Raw genomic sequence first — 22,278 nt, 5'->3', positions numbered from 1 at the left:
CCTTACTTCGTGGTCGGACGGACAATGACGTCGCCGCCCGGCGCGCCGGGGACCGCGCCCTTGATCGCGATCAGGCCGCGCTCGGCGTCGACCTTGACCACTTCCAGGCGCTGCGTCGTCTGCGTCTCGGCACCCATGTGGCCGGACATCTTCTTGCCCGGGAACACGCGACCCGGCGTCTGGCGCTGGCCGATCGAACCCGGCGAGCGGTGCGACAGCGAGTTACCGTGCGTCGCGTCGCCCATGGTGAAGTTCCAGCGCTTGATCGTGCCCTGGAAGCCCTTGCCCTTGGTGACGCCCTGGACGTCGACGATCTGGCCGACTTCGAAGATGTCGGCCTTGATCTCGCCGCCCACCTGGAAGTCGCCGATCTTGTCGGCTTCGACGCGCAGCTCCCACAGGCCACGGCCGGCTTCGACCTTCGCCTTGGCGAGGTGACCGGCTTCCGGCTTGTTGATCAGCGCAGCGCGCTTGACGCCAGCGGTGACCTGCACGGCGCTGTAGCCGTCGGTGTCCGGGGTCTTGACCTGGACGATGCGGTTCGGGGTGGCTTCGATCAGGGTCACCGGGATCGACTTGCCGTCCTCGGTGAACATGCGGCTCATGCCGGCCTTGCGGCCGACGATGCCCAACGAATATTTCTTCGCGGTCATGGTCCGGGCCTCAGGTCAGCTTGATCTGGACGTCGACGCCGGCAGCCAGTTCGAGCTTCATCAGCGCGTCCACGGTCTTGTCGTTGGGGTCGACGATGTCGAGCACGCGCTTGTGCGTGCGGGTCTCGTACTGGTCGCGCGCGTCCTTGTCGACGTGCGGCGACACCAGGACGGTGTAGCGTTCGATTTTGGTCGGCAGCGGGATCGGGCCGCGCACTTGGGCGCCCGTCCGCTTAGCCGTCTCGACGATCTCGCTGGCCGAACGGTCGATCAGACGATGATCGAACGCTTTCAGCCGGATCCGGATTTTCTGATCCGCCATGACGGAAATTCCTCGTAGAAAGAGCGACAGGCCCGGCGGCTAGGTGCGCCGAACCCCCTTTTGTACCGCTGGATACCGCAACTCATTGAAGCGATTGACCTTCCGGAAAGAGTCAAGCCCCGGGAGGACGCCGAAACACTACGCTCGGCAAGCAGAACATCAATATTGGAGCGGCAAAAACAAAGGCAGGCCGGTTGCCCGGCCCGCCAGAATGAAATCCGAAGACGCGACAACCTGCCCCGCCACTGTTGCCCCGAACAATTTCGGGACGGGCGGAGCGATGCCATCGCGACGATTCCATGTCCGGCGAAGACGAGCCGCATCCCGCGCCTCATTTCGCTTTTTCGCGCAGAACCTGAACAGGCTGTGCGCGAAAGGTCGTGCATTGTAGGGGACGTCGGATGGTCTTGCAAGCAAGGCCACCCGCCCTCCTTTCTCTTCCACCCCGCCAGCCGATAGGCGGCGGGGCTTGGAGGCCTGCCCCGGAAATGCCGGAGCAGGAACCGCGCTTCAAGCAGGATCCCGACCTGCGCCGGGACGATCGATCACCTGCGGCAATCGATCACTTGATGATCTTGGCAACGACGCCGGCGCCGACCGTACGGCCGCCTTCGCGGATCGCGAAGCGCAGGCCTTCGTCCATCGCCACCGGGTTGATCAGCTGCACCGTCATCTTCACGTTGTCGCCCGGCATCACCATCTCCGTGCCTTCCGGCAGCTGGCAGGCGCCCGTAATGTCCGTCGTGCGGAAGTAGAACTGCGGACGATAGCCCTTGAAGAACGGGGTGTGACGGCCGCCTTCGTCCTTCGACAGCACGTACACTTCGGCTTCGAAGTCCGTGTGCGGCGCGATCGAACCCGGCTTGCACAGCACCTGGCCGCGCTCCACGTCGTCACGCTTCGTGCCGCGCAGCAGCAGACCGGCGTTGTCGCCTGCCTGACCCTGATCCAGCAGCTTGCGGAACATTTCAACGCCCGTGACCGTCGTCTTCTGCGTCGGACGGATGCCGACGATTTCGATTTCGTCACCGACCTTGATGATGCCGCGCTCGATACGGCCGGTCACGACGGTGCCGCGACCCGAGATCGAGAACACGTCTTCCACCGGCATCAGGAAGGTCTTGTCGATGTCGCGCTGCGGCTCCGGAATCCAGGTGTCCAGCGCCTCAACCAGCTTGATGATCGCCGGCACACCGATCTCGCTCTGGTCGCCTTCCAGCGCCAGACGGGCCGAGCCGTGGATGATCGGGGTGTCGTCGCCCGGGAAGTCGTACTTGCTCAGCAGCTCGCGCACTTCCATCTCGACCAGTTCGAGCAGCTCGGCGTCGTCCACCATGTCGGCCTTGTTCAGGAACACGACGATGTACGGCACGCCGACCTGACGCGACAGCAGGATGTGCTCGCGGGTCTGCGGCATCGGGCCGTCAGCGGCCGAGCACACCAGGATCGCGCCGTCCATCTGGGCGGCACCGGTGATCATGTTCTTCACGTAGTCGGCGTGACCCGGGCAGTCCACGTGCGCGTAGTGGCGCGTCGGGCTTTCGTATTCCACGTGCGCCGTCGAAATCGTGATGCCGCGGGCCTTCTCTTCCGGCGCCGCGTCGATCGCGTCGTACGCCTTGAACTCGCCGCCGAAACGCTCCGCGCCGATCTTCGTCAGCGCCGCCGTCAGCGTCGTCTTGCCGTGGTCAACGTGACCGATCGTGCCCACGTTCACGTGCGGCTTGGTGCGCTCGAACTTACCCTTTGCCATGGTGATGTCTCTCTAGAAATGACTGGATTGTTGATTCGGGATTCCTGATCCGGAAGGCCGGAACCGCGCGCATGGCGGGCCCCGGCTTCCGTGTCACGAACCTCAGCTCTTCTTGATGACCGCTTCGGCGATGTTGGTCGGCGCTTCGGCGTAGTGGTCGAATTCCATCGTGAACGTCGCGCGACCCTGGGTCAGCGAGCGGATGGTGGTCGCGTAGCCGAACATTTCGCCCAGCGGCACCATCGCATTGATGGTCTTGCCCGACGGCGTGTCGTCCTGGCCCTGGAGCAGGCCGCGACGACGGCTCAGGTCGCCCATCACGTCACCGACATACTCTTCCGGCGTCACGACTTCGACCTTCATCATCGGCTCCAGCAGGACCGGATCGGCCTTGCGGAAGCCTTCCTTGAAGGCCATCGACGCGGCGAGCTTGAACGCCATTTCCGACGAGTCGACGTCGTGGTACGAACCGAAGACCAGCTTGACCTTCACGTTCACCACCGGGAAGCCGGCGAGCGGGCCGCTGGTGATGGTTTCGCGCAGGCCCTTTTCGACGGCCGGAATGAATTCCTTCGGGATCACGCCGCCGGTGATGTCGTTGATGAACAGGAAATCGTTCTTGACGTCGGAATCGGCGCGGTCCGCTTCGGTCATCGGCGACAGTTCGATCACGACGTGACCGTACTGACCCTTACCACCCGACTGCTTGGCGTGCTTGTAGTCCGACTTCACGTCCGACTTGCGGATGGTTTCGCGGTAGGCCACCTGCGGCTTGCCGACGTTCGCTTCCACGTTGAACTCGCGGCGCATGCGGTCGACGATGATGTCGAGGTGCAGCTCGCCCATGCCGGCGATGATGGTCTGGCCCGATTCCTCGTCGGTACGGACGCGGAACGAGGGATCTTCCTGCGCCAGGCGACCCAGGGCGATACCCATCTTTTCCTGGTCCGACTTGGTCTTCGGCTCGACGGCCATCGAGATCACCGGCTCCGGGAACGTCATGCGCTCGAGCGTGATGATCGCGTCCTGCGCGCACAGCGTGTCACCGGTCGTGACGTCCTTCAGGCCGACCGCAGCGGCGATGTCGCCGGCACGGACTTCCTTGATTTCCTCACGATTGTTCGCGTGCATCTGCAGGATGCGGCCGATGCGCTCCTTCTTCGACTTGACCGGGTTGTACACCTGGTCGCCCGAGTTCAGGGTGCCCGAATAGACGCGGAAGAACGTGAGCGAACCCACGAACGGGTCGGTCATGATCTTGAACGCCAGCGCCGAGAACGGCGCGGTGTCTTCGGCGGTACGGCTGGACTCCTTGTCGTCCTCGTCGATGCCCTTGACCGGCGGACGATCGATCGGCGACGGCAGCAGCTGCACGACCGCGTCGAGCATCGCCTGGACACCCTTGTTCTTGAACGCGGTGCCGCAGAAGACGGGAACGATTTCGACCTTCAGCGTGCGGGCGCGGATGCCGGCGATGATTTCCTCTTCGGTCAGCTCGCCCTCATTGAGGTACTTGTCCATCATCTCTTCGCTGGCTTCGGCGGCAGCCTCGACCATGAACGCGCGCGCTTCGGCGGCCTTGTCGGCCAGGTGCGCGGGGATGTCGCCGTAGACGAAGGTTGCGCCCTTGTCTTCCATGTTCCAGATGATGGACTTCATCTTGAGCAGGTCGACGACGCCTTCGAAGCCTTCCTCGGCGCCGATCGGCACCTGCATCGGCACGGCGTAGGCACCGAGACGGCTCTTCAGCTGTTCCACGACCTTGTCGAAGTTGGCGCCAGTGCGGTCCATCTTGTTGACGAAGGCCATGCGCGGCACGGCGTACTTGTTGGCCTGGCGCCACACGGTTTCGGACTGCGGCTGGACGCCGCCGACCGCGCAGAGCACGAACACGGCGCCGTCGAGCACGCGCAGCGAGCGTTCGACTTCGATGGTGAAGTCCACGTGCCCGGGGGTGTCGATGATGTTGAAGCGATGCTCCGGCATCGACTTGTCCATGCCCTTCCAGAACGCCGTGGTGGCGGCGGAAGTGATGGTGATGCCGCGCTCCTGCTCCTGCTCCATCCAGTCCATCGTCGCGGCACCTTCGTGCACTTCGCCGATCTTGTGGTTGACGCCGGTGTAGAACAGGATGCGTTCGGTCGTCGTCGTCTTGCCGGCATCGATGTGCGCCATGATGCCGAAGTTGCGGTAACGCTCGATGGGAGTGGTACGGGCCACGGTGATTCTCTCGTCTGGGTGCCCGGAATCCGGATGGGACGAATGCCCGGGCCTGAATGGCCGGATGCCGCCTTGCGGCGGCCTCCGGGGTCTTGATGTCGATGCGGCGGGAAGGCCGCCGCATCCGCTTCGGCGTTCCCGGAAGGGAACGCTAGCGCCGCCGGATTACCAGCGGTAGTGCGCGAAGGCCTTGTTGGCCTCGGCCATGCGGTGGGTTTCTTCGCGCTTCTTGATCGCGCCGCCGCGGTTTTCCGAGGCGTCGATCAGCTCGGCGGCCAGCTTGCGCGGCATCGAGTTCTCGCCGCGCTTGCGGGCCGAGTCGATCAGCCAGCGCATCGCCAGGGCCATGCGGCGCGAGGCGCGCACTTCGACCGGCACCTGGTAGGTGGCGCCGCCGACGCGGCGCGACTTCACTTCGACGGCCGGGGCGACGTTGCCGAGCGCCTTTTCGACCAGTTCCAGCGAATTGCCGTTCTTCTCGTTGATCACGTCCATCGCGCCGTAGACGATCTTTTCGGCGATGGACTTCTTGCCGCTCTGCATGACCATGTTGATGAAGCGGGCGATGGTTTCGCTCCCGTGCTTCGGGTCGGGCAGGACGGAACGCTGCGGAGTATTGCCTTTGCGGGACATGTTGATTACCGGTGTGTAGGGCGGGCCCCGGGCCCGCCGTTATTTCGGAGTGGTGGGCCAGGGACCCACCCCACGCAATGCTGACGGGTGTCGATTACTTCTTCGGACGCTTGGCGCCGTACTTCGAACGACCCTGGCGACGCTTGGCGACACCGGCGGCGTCGAGCGAGCCGCGCACGGTGTGGTAACGCACGCCCGGGAGGTCCTTCACACGACCGCCGCGGATCAGGACCACCGAGTGCTCCTGCAGGTTGTGGCCTTCGCCGCCGATGTACGAAATGACTTCGTAGCCGTTGGTCAGGCGGACCTTGGCGACCTTGCGAAGGGCCGAGTTCGGCTTCTTCGGGGTCGTGGTGTACACGCGGGTGCACACGCCGCGACGCTGCGGGCAATTGGCGAGCGCCGGCGAGGTGCTCTTGTAGACTTCGGGGCTGCGCGGCTTGCGCACGAGCTGGTTGATCGTTGCCATCAGTAGGTTGTCTGCTGGTTGGTTCGAAGGGCCGCACCGCCCGCAAGGACGACGCGACGACAAAAAACGCCGGCAGACCGGGAAGCCCCGATCTGCCGACACGCATTCTTTGCCCGCCCCGGCTTGGTGAGCCGTCGCGGTCCCGGGAAATCACCTGCGAACAGGCGGCTTCTCCGGACTTTCCCGTCCTCCTGGACCGAATACGAGGCACATCCTGTAGCCTCATTTCGTGATCTGGGCAGCCGAGGCCGCCAAAAGAGGCGCGAAGCTTACTCCACTCCGCGCGTCTTTGCCAGTCGGGCGGCCTGGACCGAAGCCCCGGCCGACGACCGGCGGTCCGGCCTTACTCGGCCGAGTCGCCTTCGATCATGTCCGGGACCGGGTTGACCGGGGCCTGGACGGGAGCCTCGATCGCCACCGGGGCTTCGGCCACGACGGCAGGCGCCGACAGGGCTTCCATCTCGGAGTCGGTCAGGCCCGAGGCGCGCTTGCGGCGCTGGCTGTGGTAGGCCAGGCCGGTACCCGCCGGGATCAGGCGACCCACGATCACGTTCTCCTTCAGGCCGCGCAGGGTGTCGCGGGTACCGCGCACCGCTGCCTCGGTAAGGACGCGAGTGGTTTCCTGGAACGACGCCGCCGAGATGAACGATTCTGTGGCGAGCGAGGCCTTGGTGATGCCGAGCAGCACCGGGTCGCCCTTCGCCACGATCTCGTTCTTGCCGGCCAGACGGACGTTTTCCTCGATGAAGCGCTGGCGTTCGACCTGCTCGCCGTTGAGGAACTTGCTGTCGCCCTGGTCGGTGATCTCGATCTTGCGCAGCATCTGGCGAACGATCACCTCGATGTGCTTGTCGTTGATCTTCACGCCCTGCAGACGGTAGACGTCCTGGATTTCCTTGGTCAGGTACGAGGCCAGCGGCTCGACGCCGAGCAGGCGCAGGATGTCCTGCGGGCTGGGCTCGCCGTCGACGATGGTTTCGCCCTTCTGCACGTGCTCACCTTCGAACACGATGATCTGGCGGTACTTCGGGATCAGCTCTTCGTGCTCCGAACCATCGGTGTCCTTGATGATCAGGCGCTGCTTGCCCTTGGTGTCCTTGCCGAAGCTGATGATGCCCGAACGCTCGGCCAGGATCGCGGGATCCTTCGGCTTGCGCGCTTCGAACAGGTCGGCCACGCGCGGCAGACCACCGGTGATGTCGCGGGTCTTCGAGGCGGCCTGCGGGATCTTGGCGACCACGTCGCCCACGCCCACCGGCGCGCCGTCCTGCAGGTTGACGATCGAGCGCGGCGGCAGCATGTACTGCGCCGGCAGGTCGGTCCCGGGGATGGTGAGGTCCTTGCCGTTCGCGTCGACGATGCGCACCAGCGGACGCAGGTCCTTGGCCTGGGTGCCGCGACGCTTGGGATCGGTGATCTCGCGCGAGGCCAGGCCGGTCAGTTCGTCGGTCTTCTCGACGACCGTCACGCCATCGACGAAGTCGATGAAGCGGATGAAGCCGGCGACTTCCGACATGATCGGATGGCTGTGCGGATCCCAGTTGGCGACGGTCTGGCCGGCCTTCACTTCACCACCGTCCTTGACCTGGATGGTGGCGCCGTAGGGGACCTTGTAACGCTCGCGCTCGCGGCCGTGGGCGTCGAGCACCGAGATGGCGCCCGAGCGCGACACCGCGACCAGATGGCCTGCGGCGTGGCTGACGTGCTTGAGGTTGTTGAACTTGACCGAGCCATTCGTCTTCACGGTCACGTTGTCGATCGACGCCGCACCGGAGAACGTACCGCCGATGTGGAAGGTACGCATGGTCAGCTGGGTGCCGGGCTCGCCGATCGACTGCGCGGCGATGACGCCGACCGCTTCGCCGATGTTGACGGTGTGACCACGGGCCAGGTCGCGGCCGTAGCACAGCGAGCAGACGCCGAACGACGAGGCGCAGGTGATGGTCGAGCGGACCTTGATGGTCTGCACGCCGGCGTCTTCGAGCTTCTGCACCCAGGCTTCGTCGAGCAGGGTGTTGCGGGTGACGAACGGATCCTCGTCGTTGCCCGGCAGGAACACGTCTTCGGCCACGATGCGGCCGAGCACGCGCTCGCGCAGCGGTTCGACCACGTCGCCGCCTTCGACGATCGGGGTCATGATCAGGCCTTCGTGCGTGCCGCAGTCGACTTCGGTGATCACCACGTCCTGGGCCACGTCGACGAGTCGGCGGGTCAGGTAACCGGAGTTCGCGGTCTTCAGCGCGGTATCCGCGAGGCCCTTACGGGCGCCGTGGGTCGAGATGAAGTACTGGAGAACGTTCAGGCCTTCGCGGAAGTTCGCGGTGATCGGCGTTTCGATGATCGAGCCGTCCGGCTTGGCCATCAGGCCACGCATACCGGCGAGCTGGCGGATCTGGGCCTGCGAACCACGCGCACCCGAGTCGGCCATGATGTAGATCGAGTTCATCGACTTCTGGTCGATGGTCTCGCCCTTCGCGTTCTGCACCTTCTCGGTACCGATGGTGTCCATCATCGCCTTCGCGACGCGTTCGTTGGTGCGCGACCAGATGTCGACCACCTTGTTGTAGCGCTCGCCGGCGGTCACGAGACCCGACTGGTACTGCTGCTGGATTTCCAGCACTTCGGCCTCGGCTTCGCCCAGGATGGTCTTCTTGGCCGCCGGGATGGTCATGTCGTCGATGCCGACCGACACGCCGGAACGGGTCGCATAGGCGAAGCCGGTGTACATCAGCTTGTCGGCGAACACGACCGTGTCCTTCAGGCCCAGCTGGCGGTAGCTGCTGTTGATCAGCCGGCTGATGTTCTTCTTGGTCAGCTCGGTGTTGACCAGCGCGAACGGCAGGCCGACCGGCAGGATCTCCTGAAGCAGGGCGCGGCCGACGGTGGTGTCGACGATCGCGGTCTTCTGCTCGCGCAGGCGCTTGCCGGTATCCGGGTCTTCGCTGATCACGGTCTCGGTGATGCGGACCTTGACCTTCGCGTGCAGCTCGACGACGCGGTTGTCGTAGGCGCGCTTGACTTCGGCGATGTTCGCGAACGCCATGCCCTCGCCCGCCTTGTTCTCCAGGGCGCGGGTCATGTAGTACAGGCCGAGCACGACGTCCTGCGACGGCACGATGATCGGCTCGCCGTTCGCCGGCGAGAGGATGTTGTTCGACGACATCATCAGCGCGCGCGCTTCGAGCTGGGCTTCCAGCGACAGCGGCACGTGGACGGCCATCTGGTCACCGTCGAAGTCGGCGTTGAACGCGGTGCAGACCAGCGGGTGCAGCTGGATCGCCTTGCCTTCGATCAGCACCGGCTCGAACGCCTGGATGCCGAGTCGGTGCAGGGTCGGGGCGCGGTTCAGCAGCACCGGATGCTCGCGGATCACCTCTTCGAGGATGTCCCACACGATCGGCTCTTCGCGCTCGACCAGCTTCTTCGCCGCCTTGATGGTGGTGGCGAGGCCGCGACGCTGCAGCTTGGCGAAGATGAAGGGCTTGAACAGTTCCAGCGCCATCTTCTTAGGCAGGCCGCACTCGTGCAGGCGCAGGGTCGGACCGACCACGATGACCGAACGGCCCGAGTAGTCGACGCGCTTGCCGAGCAGGTTCTGGCGGAAGCGGCCCTGCTTGCCCTTGATCATGTCGGCCAGCGACTTGAGCGGGCGCTTGTTGGTGCCGGTGATGGCGCGGCCGCGACGGCCGTTGTCCATCAGCGCGTCGACCGATTCCTGCAGCATGCGCTTCTCGTTGCGCACGATGATGTCGGGCGCGTTGAGCTCGAGCAGGCGCTTGAGGCGGTTGTTGCGGTTGATGACGCGGCGGTACAGGTCATTCAGGTCGGAGGTCGCGAAGCGGCCACCGTCCAGCGGGACCAGCGGACGCAGGTCCGGCGGCAGCACCGGCAGCACGGTCATGACCATCCACTCCGGACGGTTGCCGGATTCGAGGAAGGCTTCGACCAGCTTGATGCGCTTGGTGAGGCGCTTGAGCTTGGTTTCCGAACCGGTGCTGGCGATTTCCTCGCGCAGGGTCACCATTTCCGACTGCAGATCGATCGTGCGCAGCAGGTCGTAAACGGCTTCGGCGCCCATCGCGGCCTCGAAGTCGTCGCCGTGCTCCTGGCGCGCCTGCATGAACTGCTCTTCGGTCAGCAGCATGCCGCGCTCGAGCGGGGTCAGGCCCGGCTCGGTCACCACAAACGCCTCGAAATACAGGATGCGCTCGATGTCGCGCAGGGTCATGTCCAGCATCAGGCCGATGCGCGACGGCAGCGACTTGAGGAACCAGATGTGGGCGACAGGCGAGGCCAGGTCGATGTGGCCCATGCGCTCGCGGCGGACGCGGGCCAGGGTCACTTCGGTGCCGCACTTCTCGCAGACCACGCCGCGGTGCTTCATGCGCTTGTACTTGCCGCACAGGCACTCGTAGTCCTTGATCGGGCCGAAGATGGCGGCGCAGAACAGGCCGTCGCGTTCCGGCTTGAAGGTACGGTAGTTGATGGTCTCCGGCTTCTTCACTTCGCCGAAGGACCAGCTGCGGATCATGTCCGGCGACGCGAGCGCGATCTTGATCGCGTCGAAGTCGAGGGTCTGGCGCTGCTGGTTGAAGAGGTTGAGCAAATCTTTCATGTGATTTCTCCGGGAATCTGGAAGAGGTGACTGAGCGTTGGGGGCGGATTCCGGTGAAGCGGCGGGCGACGATCCTCGGGATCAGTTCGCCCGCGCCACGCCGGTTTCCCGGACTCAGTGCTCTTCCAGCTCCATGTTGATGGCCAGCGAGCGGATTTCCTTCACCAACACGTTGAAGGATTCCGGCATGCCCGCAACCATTTCGTATTCGCCGTCGACGATGTTCTTGTACATCTGGTTGCGGCCCTGCACGTCGTCGGACTTCACCGTCAGCATTTCCTGCAGGGTGTAGGCCGCGCCGTAGGCTTCCAGCGCCCAGACTTCCATTTCACCGAAGCGCTGGCCGCCGAACTGCGCCTTGCCGCCCAGCGGCTGCTGGGTGACGAGCGAGTACGGGCCGGTCGAACGGGCGTGCATCTTGTCGTCGACCAGGTGGTTCAGCTTCAGCATGTGCATGTAGCCGACCGTGGTCCTGCGATCGAACGCTTCGCCGGTGCGGCCGTCGAACAGCTGCGTCTGGCCGCTCTGCGGGAGGTCGGCGAGTTCGAGCATGCGCTTGATCTCTTCTTCCGCCGCGCCGTCGAATACCGGGGTCGCCATCGGCACGCCATCGCACAGGTTGTGCGCCAGGCGCAGCAGTTCGGCATCGCTGAACTGCGCGAGGTCGACGCGCTGGCCGTGGGCCACGGTGTCGTGGTTGTAGATGTCGTCGAGGAACTTGCGCAGGTCGGCGAGCTTGGCCTGTGCGTCCAGCATGCGCTGGATCTTCTGGCCCAGGCCCTTCGCGGCCCAGCCCAGGTGCACTTCCAGGATCTGGCCGATGTTCATTCGCGACGGCACGCCCAGCGGGTTCAGCACGATGTCCACGGTCTCGCCCGAGGCCATGTACGGCATGTCCTCGACCGGCACGATGTTCGACACCACGCCCTTGTTGCCGTGGCGGCCGGCCATCTTGTCGCCCGGCTGGATGCGGCGCTTCACCGCAAGGAACACCTTCACCATTTTGAGCACGCCCGGAGCGAGATCGTCGCCCTGGGTGATCTTGCCGCGCTTGTCGGCGAAGCGGCGCTCGAATTCCTTCTGGTGCGCGTCGATCTGCTTCTGGGCGCGTTCGATCGCATCGGCGTCGACGTCGTCCTTCATGCGGATGGTGAACCAGTCGGACTTCTTCAGGCCGTCGAGGATGGCGTCGGTGACGGTGTCGCCCTTCTTGAGGCCGGCGCCGCCGTTGACGACCTTGCCGACGATCTGCGCGCGCAGACGGGCATAGATCGCCGATTCCAGGATGCGGAACTGGTCGTCGAAGTCCTTCTTGACCCGACGGATTTCCTCTTCCTCGATCTGGCGGGCGCGCTTGTCCTTCTCGATGCCGTCGCGGGTGAAGACCTGCACGTCGATGACGGTGCCGTCCATGCCCGGCGGCACGCGCAGCGAGCTGTCCTTCACGTCCGAAGCCTTCTCGCCGAAAATCGCGCGCAGCAGCTTCTCTTCCGGGGTGAGCTGGCTTTCGCCCTTGGGCGTGACCTTGCCGACCAGGATGTCGCCGGCGCGCACTTCGGCGCCGATGTACACCACGCCGGACTCGTCCAGACGCGACAACGCCTGTTCGGAGACGTTCGGGATGTCGGCGGTGATTTCTTCCGGACCCAGCTTGGTGTCGCGCGCGACGCAGGCCAGTTCTTCGATGTGGATGGTGGTGTAGCGGTCTTCCTTCACCACGCGCTCGGACAGCAGGATCGAGTCTTCGAAGTTGTAGCCGTTCCACGGCATGAACGCGACCAGCATGTTCTGGCCCAGCGCCAGCTCGCCGATGTCGGTCGAGGGACCGTCCGCCAGCACGTCGCCGCGCTCGATGCGATCGCCCACGTTCACCAGCGGACGCTGGTTGATGCAGGTGTTCTGGTTCGAGCGGGTGTACTTGATCAGCGTGTAGATGTCGACGCCGGCATCGGTGGCATCGGTGATTTCGACTTCGTTGACCTTGACCACGATGCGGCCGGCGTCGATCTGCTCGACCACGCCGCCGCGACGGGCGTTCACGGTCACGCCCGAGTCGCGCGCCACGGCGCGCTCGATGCCGGTGCCGACCAGCGGCTTCTGCGAACGCAGCGTCGGCACGGCCTGGCGCTGCATGTTCGCGCCCATCAGCGCGCGGTTCGCGTCGTCATGCTCGAGGAACGGCACGAGCGCGGCCGCGACCGACACGGTCTGCATCGGCGACACGTCCATGAAGTGGATTTCGCTCGGCGGACGCAGCATCGACTCGCCCTGGAAGCGGCAGGCCACGAACTGGGCGGTGATCAGGCCCTTGTCGTCGCGCTGCGCGTTCGCCTGGGCGATGACGTACTCGTTCTCTTCGATCGCCGACAGGTATTCGATCTCATCGGTCACGCGGCCGTCGATCACCTTGCGGTACGGCGTTTCGAGGAAGCCGTAGCGGTTGGTGCGGGCGAACACCGCGAGCGAGTTGATCAGGCCGATGTTCGGGCCTTCAGGCGTTTCGATGGTGCAGACGCGACCGTAGTGGGTCGGATGCACGTCGCGCACTTCGAAGCCGGCGCGTTCGCGGGTCAGGCCGCCCGGACCCAGCGCCGAGACGCGACGCTTGTGCGTCACTTCCGACAGCGGGTTGTTCTGGTCCATGAACTGCGACAGCTGCGAGGAACCGAAGAATTCCTTGATCGCGGCGGCCACCGGCTTGGCGTTGATGAGTTCCTGCGGCGTCAGGCCTTCGGACTCGGCCATCGTCAGGCGTTCCTTCACGGCGCGCTCGACGCGGACCAGGCCGACGCGGAACACGTTCTCGGCCATTTCGCCGACCGAACGCACGCGACGGTTGCCCAGGTGGTCGATGTCGTCGACGCCGGTGCCTTCGTTGCGGATCTGGCACAGCACGCGGATGACGTCGAGGATGTCCGACATCTCCGGACCGCAGGCCTCGCGCAGGCGGACGGACTCTTCGTCCTTGCGATCGGCGAAGTACTTGTAGTCGTACAGCACGGGGCTGCCTTCGACTTCCTTGCGGCCGATGCGGCGGTTGAACTTCATCCGGCCCACGCCCGACAGGTCGTAGCGTTCGAAGGTGAAGAACAGGTTGTGGAACAGGTTCTGCGCGGCGTCCTTGGTCGGCGGCTCGCCCGGACGCATCATGCGATAGATCTCGACCAGCGCTTCGAGCTGGGTCTTGGTCGGATCGATGCGCAGCGTGTTCGAGATGTACGGACCGCGATCGAGGTCGTTCACCCACAGGGTGCCGACGCTTTCGATGCTGAACTTGCGGAACTTGGCGAGGTGGTCGTCGCCGATCTCGTCATTCGCGCTGGCGATCAGTTCGCCGGTGTTCGGATCGATCACGTCATGGGACAGGATGCGGCCCACGAGGTAGCTGTCCGGCACGGCCAGGGCGGAGATGCCCGACTGTTCCAGCTGGCGGATGTGGCGCGGGGTGATGCGCTTGCCGGCCTCGACGATGACGCGGTCGCCGTCGGCGAGGTTGAAGTCCAGCGTCTCGCCCTTGAGGCGCTCCGGCACCAGTTCGAGCTGCACGCCTTCCTGCAGGATGTGGAAGGTGTTGACCTCGAAGAACTGCTGCAGGATTTCCTCGTTCGAGTAACCGAGCGCGCGCAGCAGGATGGTGACCGGCAGCTTGCGGCGGCGGTCGATACGGGTGAACACCGCATCCTTGGGGTCGAATTCGAAGTCGAGCCAGGAGCCGCGGTAGGGAATGATGCGGGCGCTGTACAGCAGCTTGCCCGAGCTGTGCGTCTTGCCGCGATCGTGGTCGAAGAACACGCCCGGCGAACGGTGCAGCTGGGAGACGATGACGCGCTCGGTGCCGTTGACGATAAAGGTGCCGTTGTCGGTCATGAGCGGGATCTCGCCCATGTAGACCTCCTGCTCCTTTACGTACTTCACGGCCTTGCTCGACGATTCCTTGTCGTAGATCACCAGGCGCACGGTCACGCGCAAGGGCGCGCCGTAGCTCAGGCCACGGTTGCGGCACTCGCGCTCGTCGAACACAGGCTCGCCGAGCTTGTAGCCGACGTATTCCAGCGCGGCATAGCCGTTGTAGCTGGTGATCGGGAAGACGGATTTCAGAGCGGCGTGCAGGCCGCGATCGTCACGGCGGTTCGGCTCGGCGTCGGCCTGGAGGAATTCGCGGTACGAATCCACCTGGATCGCGAGCAGGAACGGCACTTCGAGAATCGAGCGGCGCTTGCCGAAGTTCTTGCGGATGCGCTTCTTCTCGGTGAACGAATAGTTCGTCGAATGAGCTGTGGTCATGGGAGATTAGGCCTCTCAGCTTGGATTGCGTTGTGTCCGGCGCGGCGCAGGTGCGCGGCGTCGCCAGTCGGGCAGGCGCGTGGCGCCCGGGCCCGGATGAATCGACAGTGGGAAGTCGCTGGTATTGCCGGCACCAGCACGCCCTCTCCCGCTACTTCCGACTGTCGACTTGCTTCGGTGGAACGTGTTTCGGTAGAACGTCTTGCGATGTCGCGTGTTGCGATGGAACGTGCTTCCGTAGAACCCGGGGCACGAAGAACGCACGCCCCGTCAGAACGACCGAAGGCCGGGGGCTTCCGCCCCCAGCCTTGGTGCTGTCGCCCCCGCTTCCGCGAGGACCCAGCGTCCTTCTTCAGGAAAGACGCTGGATCCCGGATCAGCACGCTGTCGCGCGCTGTCCGGGATGACGTCAAGAAGATTACTTGAGCTCGACGGACGCGCCGGCGGCTTCGAGTTCCTTCTTGAACTTCTCGGCGTCTTCCTTCGACACGGCTTCCTTCAGGACGCCGCCGGCCTCGGTGAGGTCCTTGGCTTCCTTCAGGCCGAGGCCGGTGATGGCGCGGACAGCCTTGATGACGTCGACCTTCTTCGCGCCGGCATCCTTCAGGATGACGTTGAATTCGGTCTGCTCTTCCTTCACTTCGGCAACGGCGGCCGGGCCGGCCATCATGACCGGAGCGGCGGCGGTGACGCCGAACTTCTCTTCGATGGCCTTGACCAGCTCCATCACTTCCATCAGGGTCTTGCCGGCAACGGCTTCGACGATCTGTTCGTTGGTAAGGGACATTGTGTGTTTACCTTCTGGATTCGATTGTGTGTGGACTACGCGGCATGCGCCCCGCAGTCATCGGTGACGTAGGACTCAGGCTTCGGCGGCGGCCTCGGCAGGGGCTTCGGCGGCGACGTCGCCACCCTGCTTGTCGGCCACGGCCTTGATCGCGCGGGCAAACATCGTGGCCGGCTCGGCCAGGACGCGGGCCAGCATGGCCAGTGCCTGATCGCGGGTCGGCAGCGAGGCCAGCACTTCGACGTGGCTGGCCGGGTAGGACTGGCCGCCGACGGCGACCACCTTCGGCTGCAGCTTGTCGTTGCCTTTCGCGAATTCCTTGATCAGTCGACCGGCGGCGCCGGGCTCCTCGAGCGAGAACGCATAGAGCAGCGGGCCGACGAGCTTGTCCTGGACAACCTCGTATTCGGTTCCCGCCACGGCGCGCGCGGCGAGCGTGTTCTTGACGACTTTCAAGTACACGCCGTTTTCGCGGGCCTTCTTGCGCATCGCGGTCATCTGGGAGACCGTGGTGCCTGCGTATTCGGCAGCGATCAAGGAGTGGGCCTTCGCGGCGATTTCCGCCACTTCGGCCACTACGTCTTGCTTCTGGGTGAGATTCAGAGCCATGTGCACTCCTCTTGTGAACTCCGCTCGCGGCTCCTGCCGCTAACGGTCCCGGACGGCATTCCTCCTGAACGCCGGGGACGCGGGATGCGTCCCGGTGGCGGCCCTTCACAGAGATTTCGAAATCGAAACATCCAGAGGGGGCGGCACCATCTGCGCAGGTCGACCCTTTCGAGTGCGATTAAGCGATCCCGCTTGCGACGGCACGATTCCATGCCTTGACGAGCGCTTCCCTGCCCGTGCGCGTCGCGCGCTGACCGCACCTGCGGTCTTTGACGGCGATCGCTCCGGAGCGGACTCCTCGGCGATGCCCTCAAAATTTCTTGCACGATGCCGGGCACAGGCCCGACGCCTTTGAACTGTCATCCCGGCGAAGGCCGGGACCCAGCTCTTGGTTTTGCTTCCTACCGTCAGCACAGGTGGCACTGCACTGGCGACTGGACCCCGGCCTACGCCGGGGTGACGCCATGGCAAAGGCGTTCGCGCGATGCGCGAACGCGCCATTGCGTCACTTGAGCTGCAGCGACGCCTGGTCGACGGTGACGCCCGGGCCCATCGTCGAGCTGATCGAGATCTTCTGCAGGTACGTGCCCTTGGCAGTCGCCGGCTTGGCCTTGATCAGGTCGAGCAGCAGCGCCTCGAGGTTGCCCTTCAGGTCGGCATCCTGGAAGTCGGCCTTGCCGATGGTGCAGTGGATGATGCCGCCCTTGTCGGTGCGGTAACGGACCTGGCCGCCCTTGGCGTTCTTCACGGCTTCGGCCGGGTTCGGCGACACGGTGCCGACCTTGGGGTTCGGCATCAGGCCGCGCGGACCGAGGACCTGGCCGAGCTTGCCGACGACGCGCATCGCGTCCGGCGTGGCGATGACCACGTCGTAGTTCAGGTCGCCGCCGAGCATCTTCTCGGCGAGATCGTCCATGCCGACGATGTCGGCACCGGCAGCCAGGGCTTCATCGGCCTTGGCACCCGCGGGCACGAACACCGCCACGCGGACGGTCTTGCCGGTGCCGGCGGGGAGCACGGTCGAACCGCGGACCTGCTGGTCGGACTTCTTGGCATCCACGCCGAGACGCACGGCCACGTCGACGGACTCGACGAACTTGGCCTTGGTCGCGGTCTTGATGATCTTGATCGCGTCGTCGAACGCATAGGCCTTGCCCGGCTCGACGGCATTGAGGATCGCTTTCTGTCGCTTGTTCATCGCCATGGGATCAGCCCTCCACCACGAGGCCCATCGAACGGGCGGAGCCCGCGATGGTGCGAACGGCCGCATCGAGATCGGCGGCCGTCAGGTCCGCTTCCTTCGCCTTGGCGATGTCTTCGAGCTGCTTGCGCGTGACCTTGCCCACCTTCTCGGTGTTCGGACGCTTCGAGCCCGACTGGATGCCGGCGGCCTTCTTCAGCAGCACCGAAGCCGGGGTCGACTTGGTGACGAAGGTGAAGGTACGGTCGGAATAGGCGGTGATGATGACCGGCGTCGGCAGACCCGGTTCCAGCTTGGAGGTCGCGGCGTTGAACGCTTTGCAGAACTCCATGATGTTCAGGCCGCGCTGACCGAGTGCGGGACCGACCGGCGGCGAGGGGTTGGCCTGACCGGCCTTCACCTGCAGCTTGATGTAACCAACTACTTTCTTAGCCATTGAGAGTCTCCTGGAGTCTTATCGCCTGCACGTCTCGCGACTGCGGGGCTCCTCCGTGGGTTGAACCTGGAAGACGCGGAAAGGAGAGGCCGCTTGCGCGACCTCTCCCGTCAGCGGTCTTCCCGCTTGGGTCAGGCCTTTTCGACCTGACCGAATTCCAGCTCCACCGGCGTCGCGCGGCCGAAGATCAGCACAGACACGCGCAGGCGGCTCTTTTCGTAATTCACTTCCTCGACCACGCCGTTGAAGTCGTTGAACGGACCATCGGTGACGCGCACCATCTGGCCCGGTTCGAACAGCACCTTCGGCTTGGGCTTCTCGACGCCTTCCTGCACGCGCTGCAGGATCGCATCGGCTTCTGAATCGCGGATCGGCAGCGGGCGGTCGGCGGTACCACCGATGAAGCCCATTACCTTCGGCGTCTCCTTCACGAGATGCCAGCTTTCGTTGTCCATGCGCGGGATGCCGGCTTCGTCATGAGTCGCGATCTGCACCAGGACATAGCCCGGGAAGAACTTGCGCTCGGAACGGCGCTTCTGGCCGGAGCGCATCTCGATCACTTCTTCGGTCGGCACGAGCACTTCGCCGAACCTGTCCTCCATGCCGGTGCGGGCGATGCGGTCGCGCAGCGCCTGGGCCACCGACTTCTCGAAGCCGGAGTAGGCGTGGACGACGTACCAGCGTTTCTGGACTTCGGAATTGCTCACTTGGATCTCCATCAAGTTCCGAGCAGGGCTTTCACGCCCCACTGGATTACCACGTCGAAGCCGGCCAGCATCAGGCTCATGAGGATCACGGCCACGATGACGACCCACGTGGTCTTGGTGGCTTCCTGGCGCGTCGGCCACACGACCTTGCGCAGCTCGAAGCGCGACTCGCCGAGGAATTCGCGGGTCTGCACGCCCTTCGCAGTGGTCATGAACACGGCACCACCTGCCACCAGGCCGGCGATCACCGACAGCACGCGGGCCACGGTCGGCCACTGGCCATTGAACCAGTAGAAAGCGAAAAGGCCGGCAGCCACGAGCAGCAGCGCCAGCGCGTACTTCACCAGGTCGCCTGCGGAACCGCCGGCATTGGGTTGTTCGACTCTGCTATTCAAGTCTGTGTGCCTGCTTCGCGGGTCGCCGCCGGCAAATCGGCCGGAACGGCCGGAGTGGTCGCGGCGCGATCCGCTCGAGAGTGGCACGCCAGGAGGGACTCGAACCCCCAACCTGCGGTTTTGGAGACCGCTGCTCTGCCAATTGAGCTACTGGCGTGTATTGGTTTGATTACTTGCCTGACCGCTGCCCTGAGACAGCGACGGCGAGCCGTCTCCGACTCGCCTGTCGCCTGACCTCAAGTTGTGACCATCCGCCGAAGGATGAAGTTCCGCCAGCGGAGGTCAATTCATCACTTGATGATCTTGGCAACGACGCCGGCGCCGACCGTACGGCCGCCTTCGCGGATCGCGAAACGCAGGCCTTCGTCCATCGCCACCGGGTTGATCAGCTGCACCGTCATCTTCACGTTGTCGCCCGGCATCACCATCTCCGTGCCTTCCGGCAGCTGGCAGGCGCCCGTGATGTCCGTCGTGCGGAAGTAGAACTGCGGACGGTAGCCCTTGAAGAACGGGGTGTGACGGCCGCCTTCGTCCTTCGACAGCACGTACACTTCGGCTTCGAAGTCCGTGTGCGGCGCGATCGAACCCGGCTTGCACAGCACCTGGCCGCGCTCCACGTCGTCACGCTTCGTGCCGCGCAGCAGCAGACCGGCGTTGTCGCCCGCCTGACCCTGGTCCAGCAGCTTGCGGAACATTTCAACGCCTGTGACCGTCGTCTTCTGCGTCGGGCGGATGCCGACGATTTCGATTTCGTCACCGACCTTGATGATGCCGCGCTCGATACGGCCGGTCACGACGGTGCCGCGACCCGAGATCGAGAACACGTCTTCCACCGGCATCAGGAAGGTCTTGTCGATGTCGCGCTGCGGCTCCGGAATCCAGGTGTCCAGCGCCTCAACCAGCTTGATGATCGCCGGCACACCGATCTCGCTCTGGTCGCCTTCCAGCGCCAGACGGGCCGAGCCGTGGATGATCGGGGTGTCGTCGCCCGGGAAGTCGTACTTGCTCAGCAGCTCGCGCACTTCCATCTCGACCAGTTCGAGCAGCTCGGCGTCGTCCACCATGTCAGCCTTGTTCAGGAACACGACGATGTACGGCACGCCGACCTGACGCGACAGCAGGATGTGCTCGCGGGTCTGCGGCATCGGGCCGTCAGCGGCCGAGCACACCAGGATCGCGCCGTCCATCTGGGCGGCACCGGTGATCATGTTCTTCACGTAGTCGGCGTGACCCGGGCAGTCCACGTGCGCGTAGTGGCGCGTCGGGCTTTCGTATTCCACGTGCGCCGTCGAAATCGTGATGCCGCGGGCCTTCTCTTCCGGCGCCGCGTCGATCGCGTCGTACGCCTTGAACTCGCCGCCGAAACGCTCCGCGCCGATCTTCGTCAGCGCCGCCGTCAGCGTCGTCTTGCCGTGGTCAACGTGACCGATCGTGCCCACGTTCACGTGCGGCTTGGTGCGCTCGAACTTACCCTTGGCCATGATTGCTTCTCTTTGAACTCAACTGGGTTGAAACGATGGGGTGGTGCTCACGAAAGGAATCGAACCTTCGACCTCCTCCTTACCAAGGAGGTGCTCTACCGACTGAGCTACGTGAGCAGCGATGTGGTCATCCGGATTTGGTCGATCCGGATCGAGTTCCGCAAGCGGAGGTTCCATGGCGCCGCATTGGAGCGGGAGACGGGAATCGAACCCGCACCATCAGCTTGGAAGGCTGAGGTTCTACCATTGAACTACTCCCGCATCTTGCGGAACGGACTTTCTTCAGCGCATCCCGGCGACGAACGCCTTGGAGATGGTGGAGGGAGGTGGATTCGAACCACCGAAGGCGTAAGCCAGCAGATTTACAGTCTGCCCCCGTTGGCCGCTTGGGTATCCCTCCGGCTGAACAACGTCCGGTAAAACGCAACACGGTGAAAACAGCCCGAAATTCTGACCGGGGATCGGACGGATGTCAACGGAAAAATGTCGCTGCCGCATCCATTCCGGGCCGGGCGTGCCGCCTGACCGGCGGCCCGCGATCACGGGGCCGCAAATGATACGTCAAAGCCGCGCGGGGGAACACCCGCCATCGCAGGCAACGCCCCGCGCCGCTGCGGGATCAGACGTTGAAGCGGAAGTGCAGCACGTCGCCTTCCTGGACCCGGTATTCCTTGCCTTCCAGGCGCAGGCGACCGGCATCGCGGGCGCCGGCTTCGCCGCGGTACTTGATGTAGTCGTCGTAGGCGATGGTTTCGGCGCGGATGAAGCCCTTCTCGAAATCGGTGTGGATCACCGCCGCCGCCTGCGGCGCCGTGGATCCGGCGCGGACCGTCCAGGCGCGGACTTCCTTCACGCCGGCGGTGAAGTAGGTCTGCAGGCCGAGCAGCTTGTAGGCCGCGCGGATGACCCGGTTCAGGCCCGGCTCGTCCAGGCCGAGGTCGGCCAGGAAGGTGTCGCGGTCGGCGTCGTCGAGCTGGCTCAGCTCTTCCTCGATGGCCGCCGAGACCGGCACCACCTCGGCGCCCTCGCCCGCCGCGCGGGCGCGGACGGCGTCGAGGTGCGGGTTGCTCTCGAAGCCGTCCTCCAGGACGTTGGCGACGTACATGACCGGCTTGAGGGTCAGCAGGAACAGGTCGCGCACCGCCAGCTTGTCGTCATCGGACAGGCCGAGCGAGCGGGCCGGCTTGCCGTCGTCGAGGCCGACACGGATGCGGCCGAGGATCTCGGCGCGGGCCTTGGCGTCCTTGTCGCCGGTCTTGGCCGAGCGCTCTGCGCGCTGCAGTGCCTTGTCGACGGACTCCAGGTCGGCCAGGGCCAGCTCGGTGTCGATCGTCTCGATGTCGGCGATCGGGTCGACCTTGTTGTTGACGTGGATGACGTCGGGATTCTCGAAGCAGCGGACGACGTGGGTGATCGCGTCGACCTCGCGGATGTGGGCGAGGAACTTGTTGCCGAGGCCCTCGCCGCTGGCCGCACCGGCGACCAGGCCGGCGATGTCGACGAACTCGACCGCGGTCGGGATGCACTTCTGCGGCTTCACGATCTCGGCCAGCGCGTTGAGGCGCGGGTCCGGCACGGGCACGACGCCGACGTTCGGCTCGATCGTGCAGAACGGGAAGTTGGCCGCGGCGATGCCCGCCTTGGTCAGCGCGTTGAACAGGGTCGACTTGCCGACGTTCGGCAGGCCGACGATGCCGCATTTGATGCCCATGG

General features: G+C 64.8%; 16 protein-coding genes and 4 tRNA genes. All 20 read right to left on the bottom strand.

Annotated elements, in window-relative coordinates; all coding sequences use genetic code 11:
• Positions 1-2: 2 nt before the first annotated feature.
• The 20 genes from rplC to ychF all read right to left on the bottom strand — a co-directional run bounded on the left by rplC (position 3) and on the right by ychF (position 22,276).
• On the bottom strand, positions 3-653 hold the full coding sequence (gene rplC, locus ACFQ0E_RS07895; RefSeq protein ID WP_137851357.1) for a 50S ribosomal protein L3: 651 nt from the start codon (positions 651-653) through the stop codon (positions 3-5).
• 10 nt (positions 654-663) lie between these two features.
• Positions 664-975 carry a 30S ribosomal protein S10 gene (gene rpsJ, locus ACFQ0E_RS07890; protein ID WP_005408208.1) on the bottom strand — a complete coding sequence of 104 codons (312 nt, stop codon included), beginning with the start codon at positions 973-975 and terminating at the stop codon, positions 664-666.
• Between the two features lie 562 nt (positions 976-1,537).
• A complete protein-coding gene (tuf, locus tag ACFQ0E_RS07885) occupies positions 1,538-2,728 on the bottom strand; it encodes an elongation factor Tu (RefSeq protein ID WP_386823116.1) in 1,191 nt (396 codons plus the stop codon).
• A 102-nt stretch (positions 2,729-2,830) separates the two neighbouring features.
• Positions 2,831-4,948 carry an elongation factor G gene (fusA, locus tag ACFQ0E_RS07880; protein WP_386823123.1) on the bottom strand — a complete coding sequence of 706 codons (2,118 nt, stop codon included), beginning with the start codon at positions 4,946-4,948 and terminating at the stop codon, positions 2,831-2,833.
• 165 nt (positions 4,949-5,113) lie between these two features.
• Positions 5,114-5,581: a 30S ribosomal protein S7 gene (gene rpsG / locus ACFQ0E_RS07875; RefSeq protein WP_137851355.1), complete on the bottom strand. Its 468-nt coding sequence runs from the start codon at positions 5,579-5,581 to the stop codon at positions 5,114-5,116.
• 94 nt (positions 5,582-5,675) lie between these two features.
• Positions 5,676-6,050, bottom strand: a complete 375-nt coding sequence (gene rpsL / locus ACFQ0E_RS07870; RefSeq protein ID WP_386823122.1) for a 30S ribosomal protein S12 — start codon at positions 6,048-6,050, stop codon at positions 5,676-5,678.
• 343 nt (positions 6,051-6,393) lie between these two features.
• Positions 6,394-10,665 carry a DNA-directed RNA polymerase subunit beta' gene (gene rpoC, locus ACFQ0E_RS07865; RefSeq protein ID WP_386823121.1) on the bottom strand — a complete coding sequence of 1,424 codons (4,272 nt, stop codon included), beginning with the start codon at positions 10,663-10,665 and terminating at the stop codon, positions 6,394-6,396.
• Positions 10,666-10,779: 114 nt separating this feature from the next.
• On the bottom strand, positions 10,780-14,949 hold the full coding sequence (rpoB, locus tag ACFQ0E_RS07860; protein WP_386823120.1) for a DNA-directed RNA polymerase subunit beta: 4,170 nt from the start codon (positions 14,947-14,949) through the stop codon (positions 10,780-10,782).
• Positions 14,950-15,367: 418 nt separating this feature from the next.
• Positions 15,368-15,736: a 50S ribosomal protein L7/L12 gene (gene rplL / locus ACFQ0E_RS07855; RefSeq protein ID WP_386823119.1), complete on the bottom strand. Its 369-nt coding sequence runs from the start codon at positions 15,734-15,736 to the stop codon at positions 15,368-15,370.
• 75 nt (positions 15,737-15,811) lie between these two features.
• On the bottom strand, positions 15,812-16,345 hold the full coding sequence (gene rplJ, locus ACFQ0E_RS07850; RefSeq protein WP_386823118.1) for a 50S ribosomal protein L10: 534 nt from the start codon (positions 16,343-16,345) through the stop codon (positions 15,812-15,814).
• A gap of 505 nt (positions 16,346-16,850) precedes the next feature.
• Positions 16,851-17,549 (bottom strand): 50S ribosomal protein L1, encoded by a 699-nt coding sequence (rplA, locus tag ACFQ0E_RS07845; protein WP_137851350.1) that lies wholly within the window; start codon positions 17,547-17,549, stop codon positions 16,851-16,853.
• Positions 17,550-17,553: 4 nt separating this feature from the next.
• Positions 17,554-17,982 (bottom strand): 50S ribosomal protein L11, encoded by a 429-nt coding sequence (gene rplK / locus ACFQ0E_RS07840; RefSeq protein ID WP_137851349.1) that lies wholly within the window; start codon positions 17,980-17,982, stop codon positions 17,554-17,556.
• Between the two features lie 131 nt (positions 17,983-18,113).
• A complete protein-coding gene (nusG, locus tag ACFQ0E_RS07835) occupies positions 18,114-18,689 on the bottom strand; it encodes a transcription termination/antitermination protein NusG (protein WP_386823117.1) in 576 nt (191 codons plus the stop codon).
• A gap of 11 nt (positions 18,690-18,700) precedes the next feature.
• Positions 18,701-19,084 carry a preprotein translocase subunit SecE gene (gene secE, locus ACFQ0E_RS07830; RefSeq protein ID WP_137851347.1) on the bottom strand — a complete coding sequence of 128 codons (384 nt, stop codon included), beginning with the start codon at positions 19,082-19,084 and terminating at the stop codon, positions 18,701-18,703.
• An 81-nt stretch (positions 19,085-19,165) separates the two neighbouring features.
• Positions 19,166-19,241 (bottom strand) — tRNA-Trp (locus ACFQ0E_RS07825).
• Between the two features lie 133 nt (positions 19,242-19,374).
• Entirely contained in the window at positions 19,375-20,565 is a 1,191-nt protein-coding gene (gene tuf, locus ACFQ0E_RS07820) for an elongation factor Tu (RefSeq protein WP_386823116.1), read from the bottom strand.
• 41 nt (positions 20,566-20,606) lie between these two features.
• A tRNA-Thr gene (locus ACFQ0E_RS07815) sits at positions 20,607-20,682 on the bottom strand.
• Positions 20,683-20,752: 70 nt separating this feature from the next.
• Positions 20,753-20,826, bottom strand: a tRNA-Gly gene (locus ACFQ0E_RS07810).
• Positions 20,827-20,879: 53 nt separating this feature from the next.
• A tRNA-Tyr gene (locus tag ACFQ0E_RS07805) sits at positions 20,880-20,965 on the bottom strand.
• Between the two features lie 219 nt (positions 20,966-21,184).
• Positions 21,185-22,276 (bottom strand): redox-regulated ATPase YchF, encoded by a 1,092-nt coding sequence (ychF, locus tag ACFQ0E_RS07800; RefSeq protein ID WP_386823115.1) that lies wholly within the window; start codon positions 22,274-22,276, stop codon positions 21,185-21,187.
• Positions 22,277-22,278: the final 2 nt, after the last annotated feature.

Origin of the sequence: Lysobacter brunescens, from assembly GCF_042677005.1 — a bacterium.
GTDB classification, from domain to species: Bacteria; Pseudomonadota; Gammaproteobacteria; order Xanthomonadales; family Xanthomonadaceae; genus Lysobacter_I; species Lysobacter_I brunescens.
This window is presented reverse-complemented; position numbering and strand designations above follow the sequence as displayed.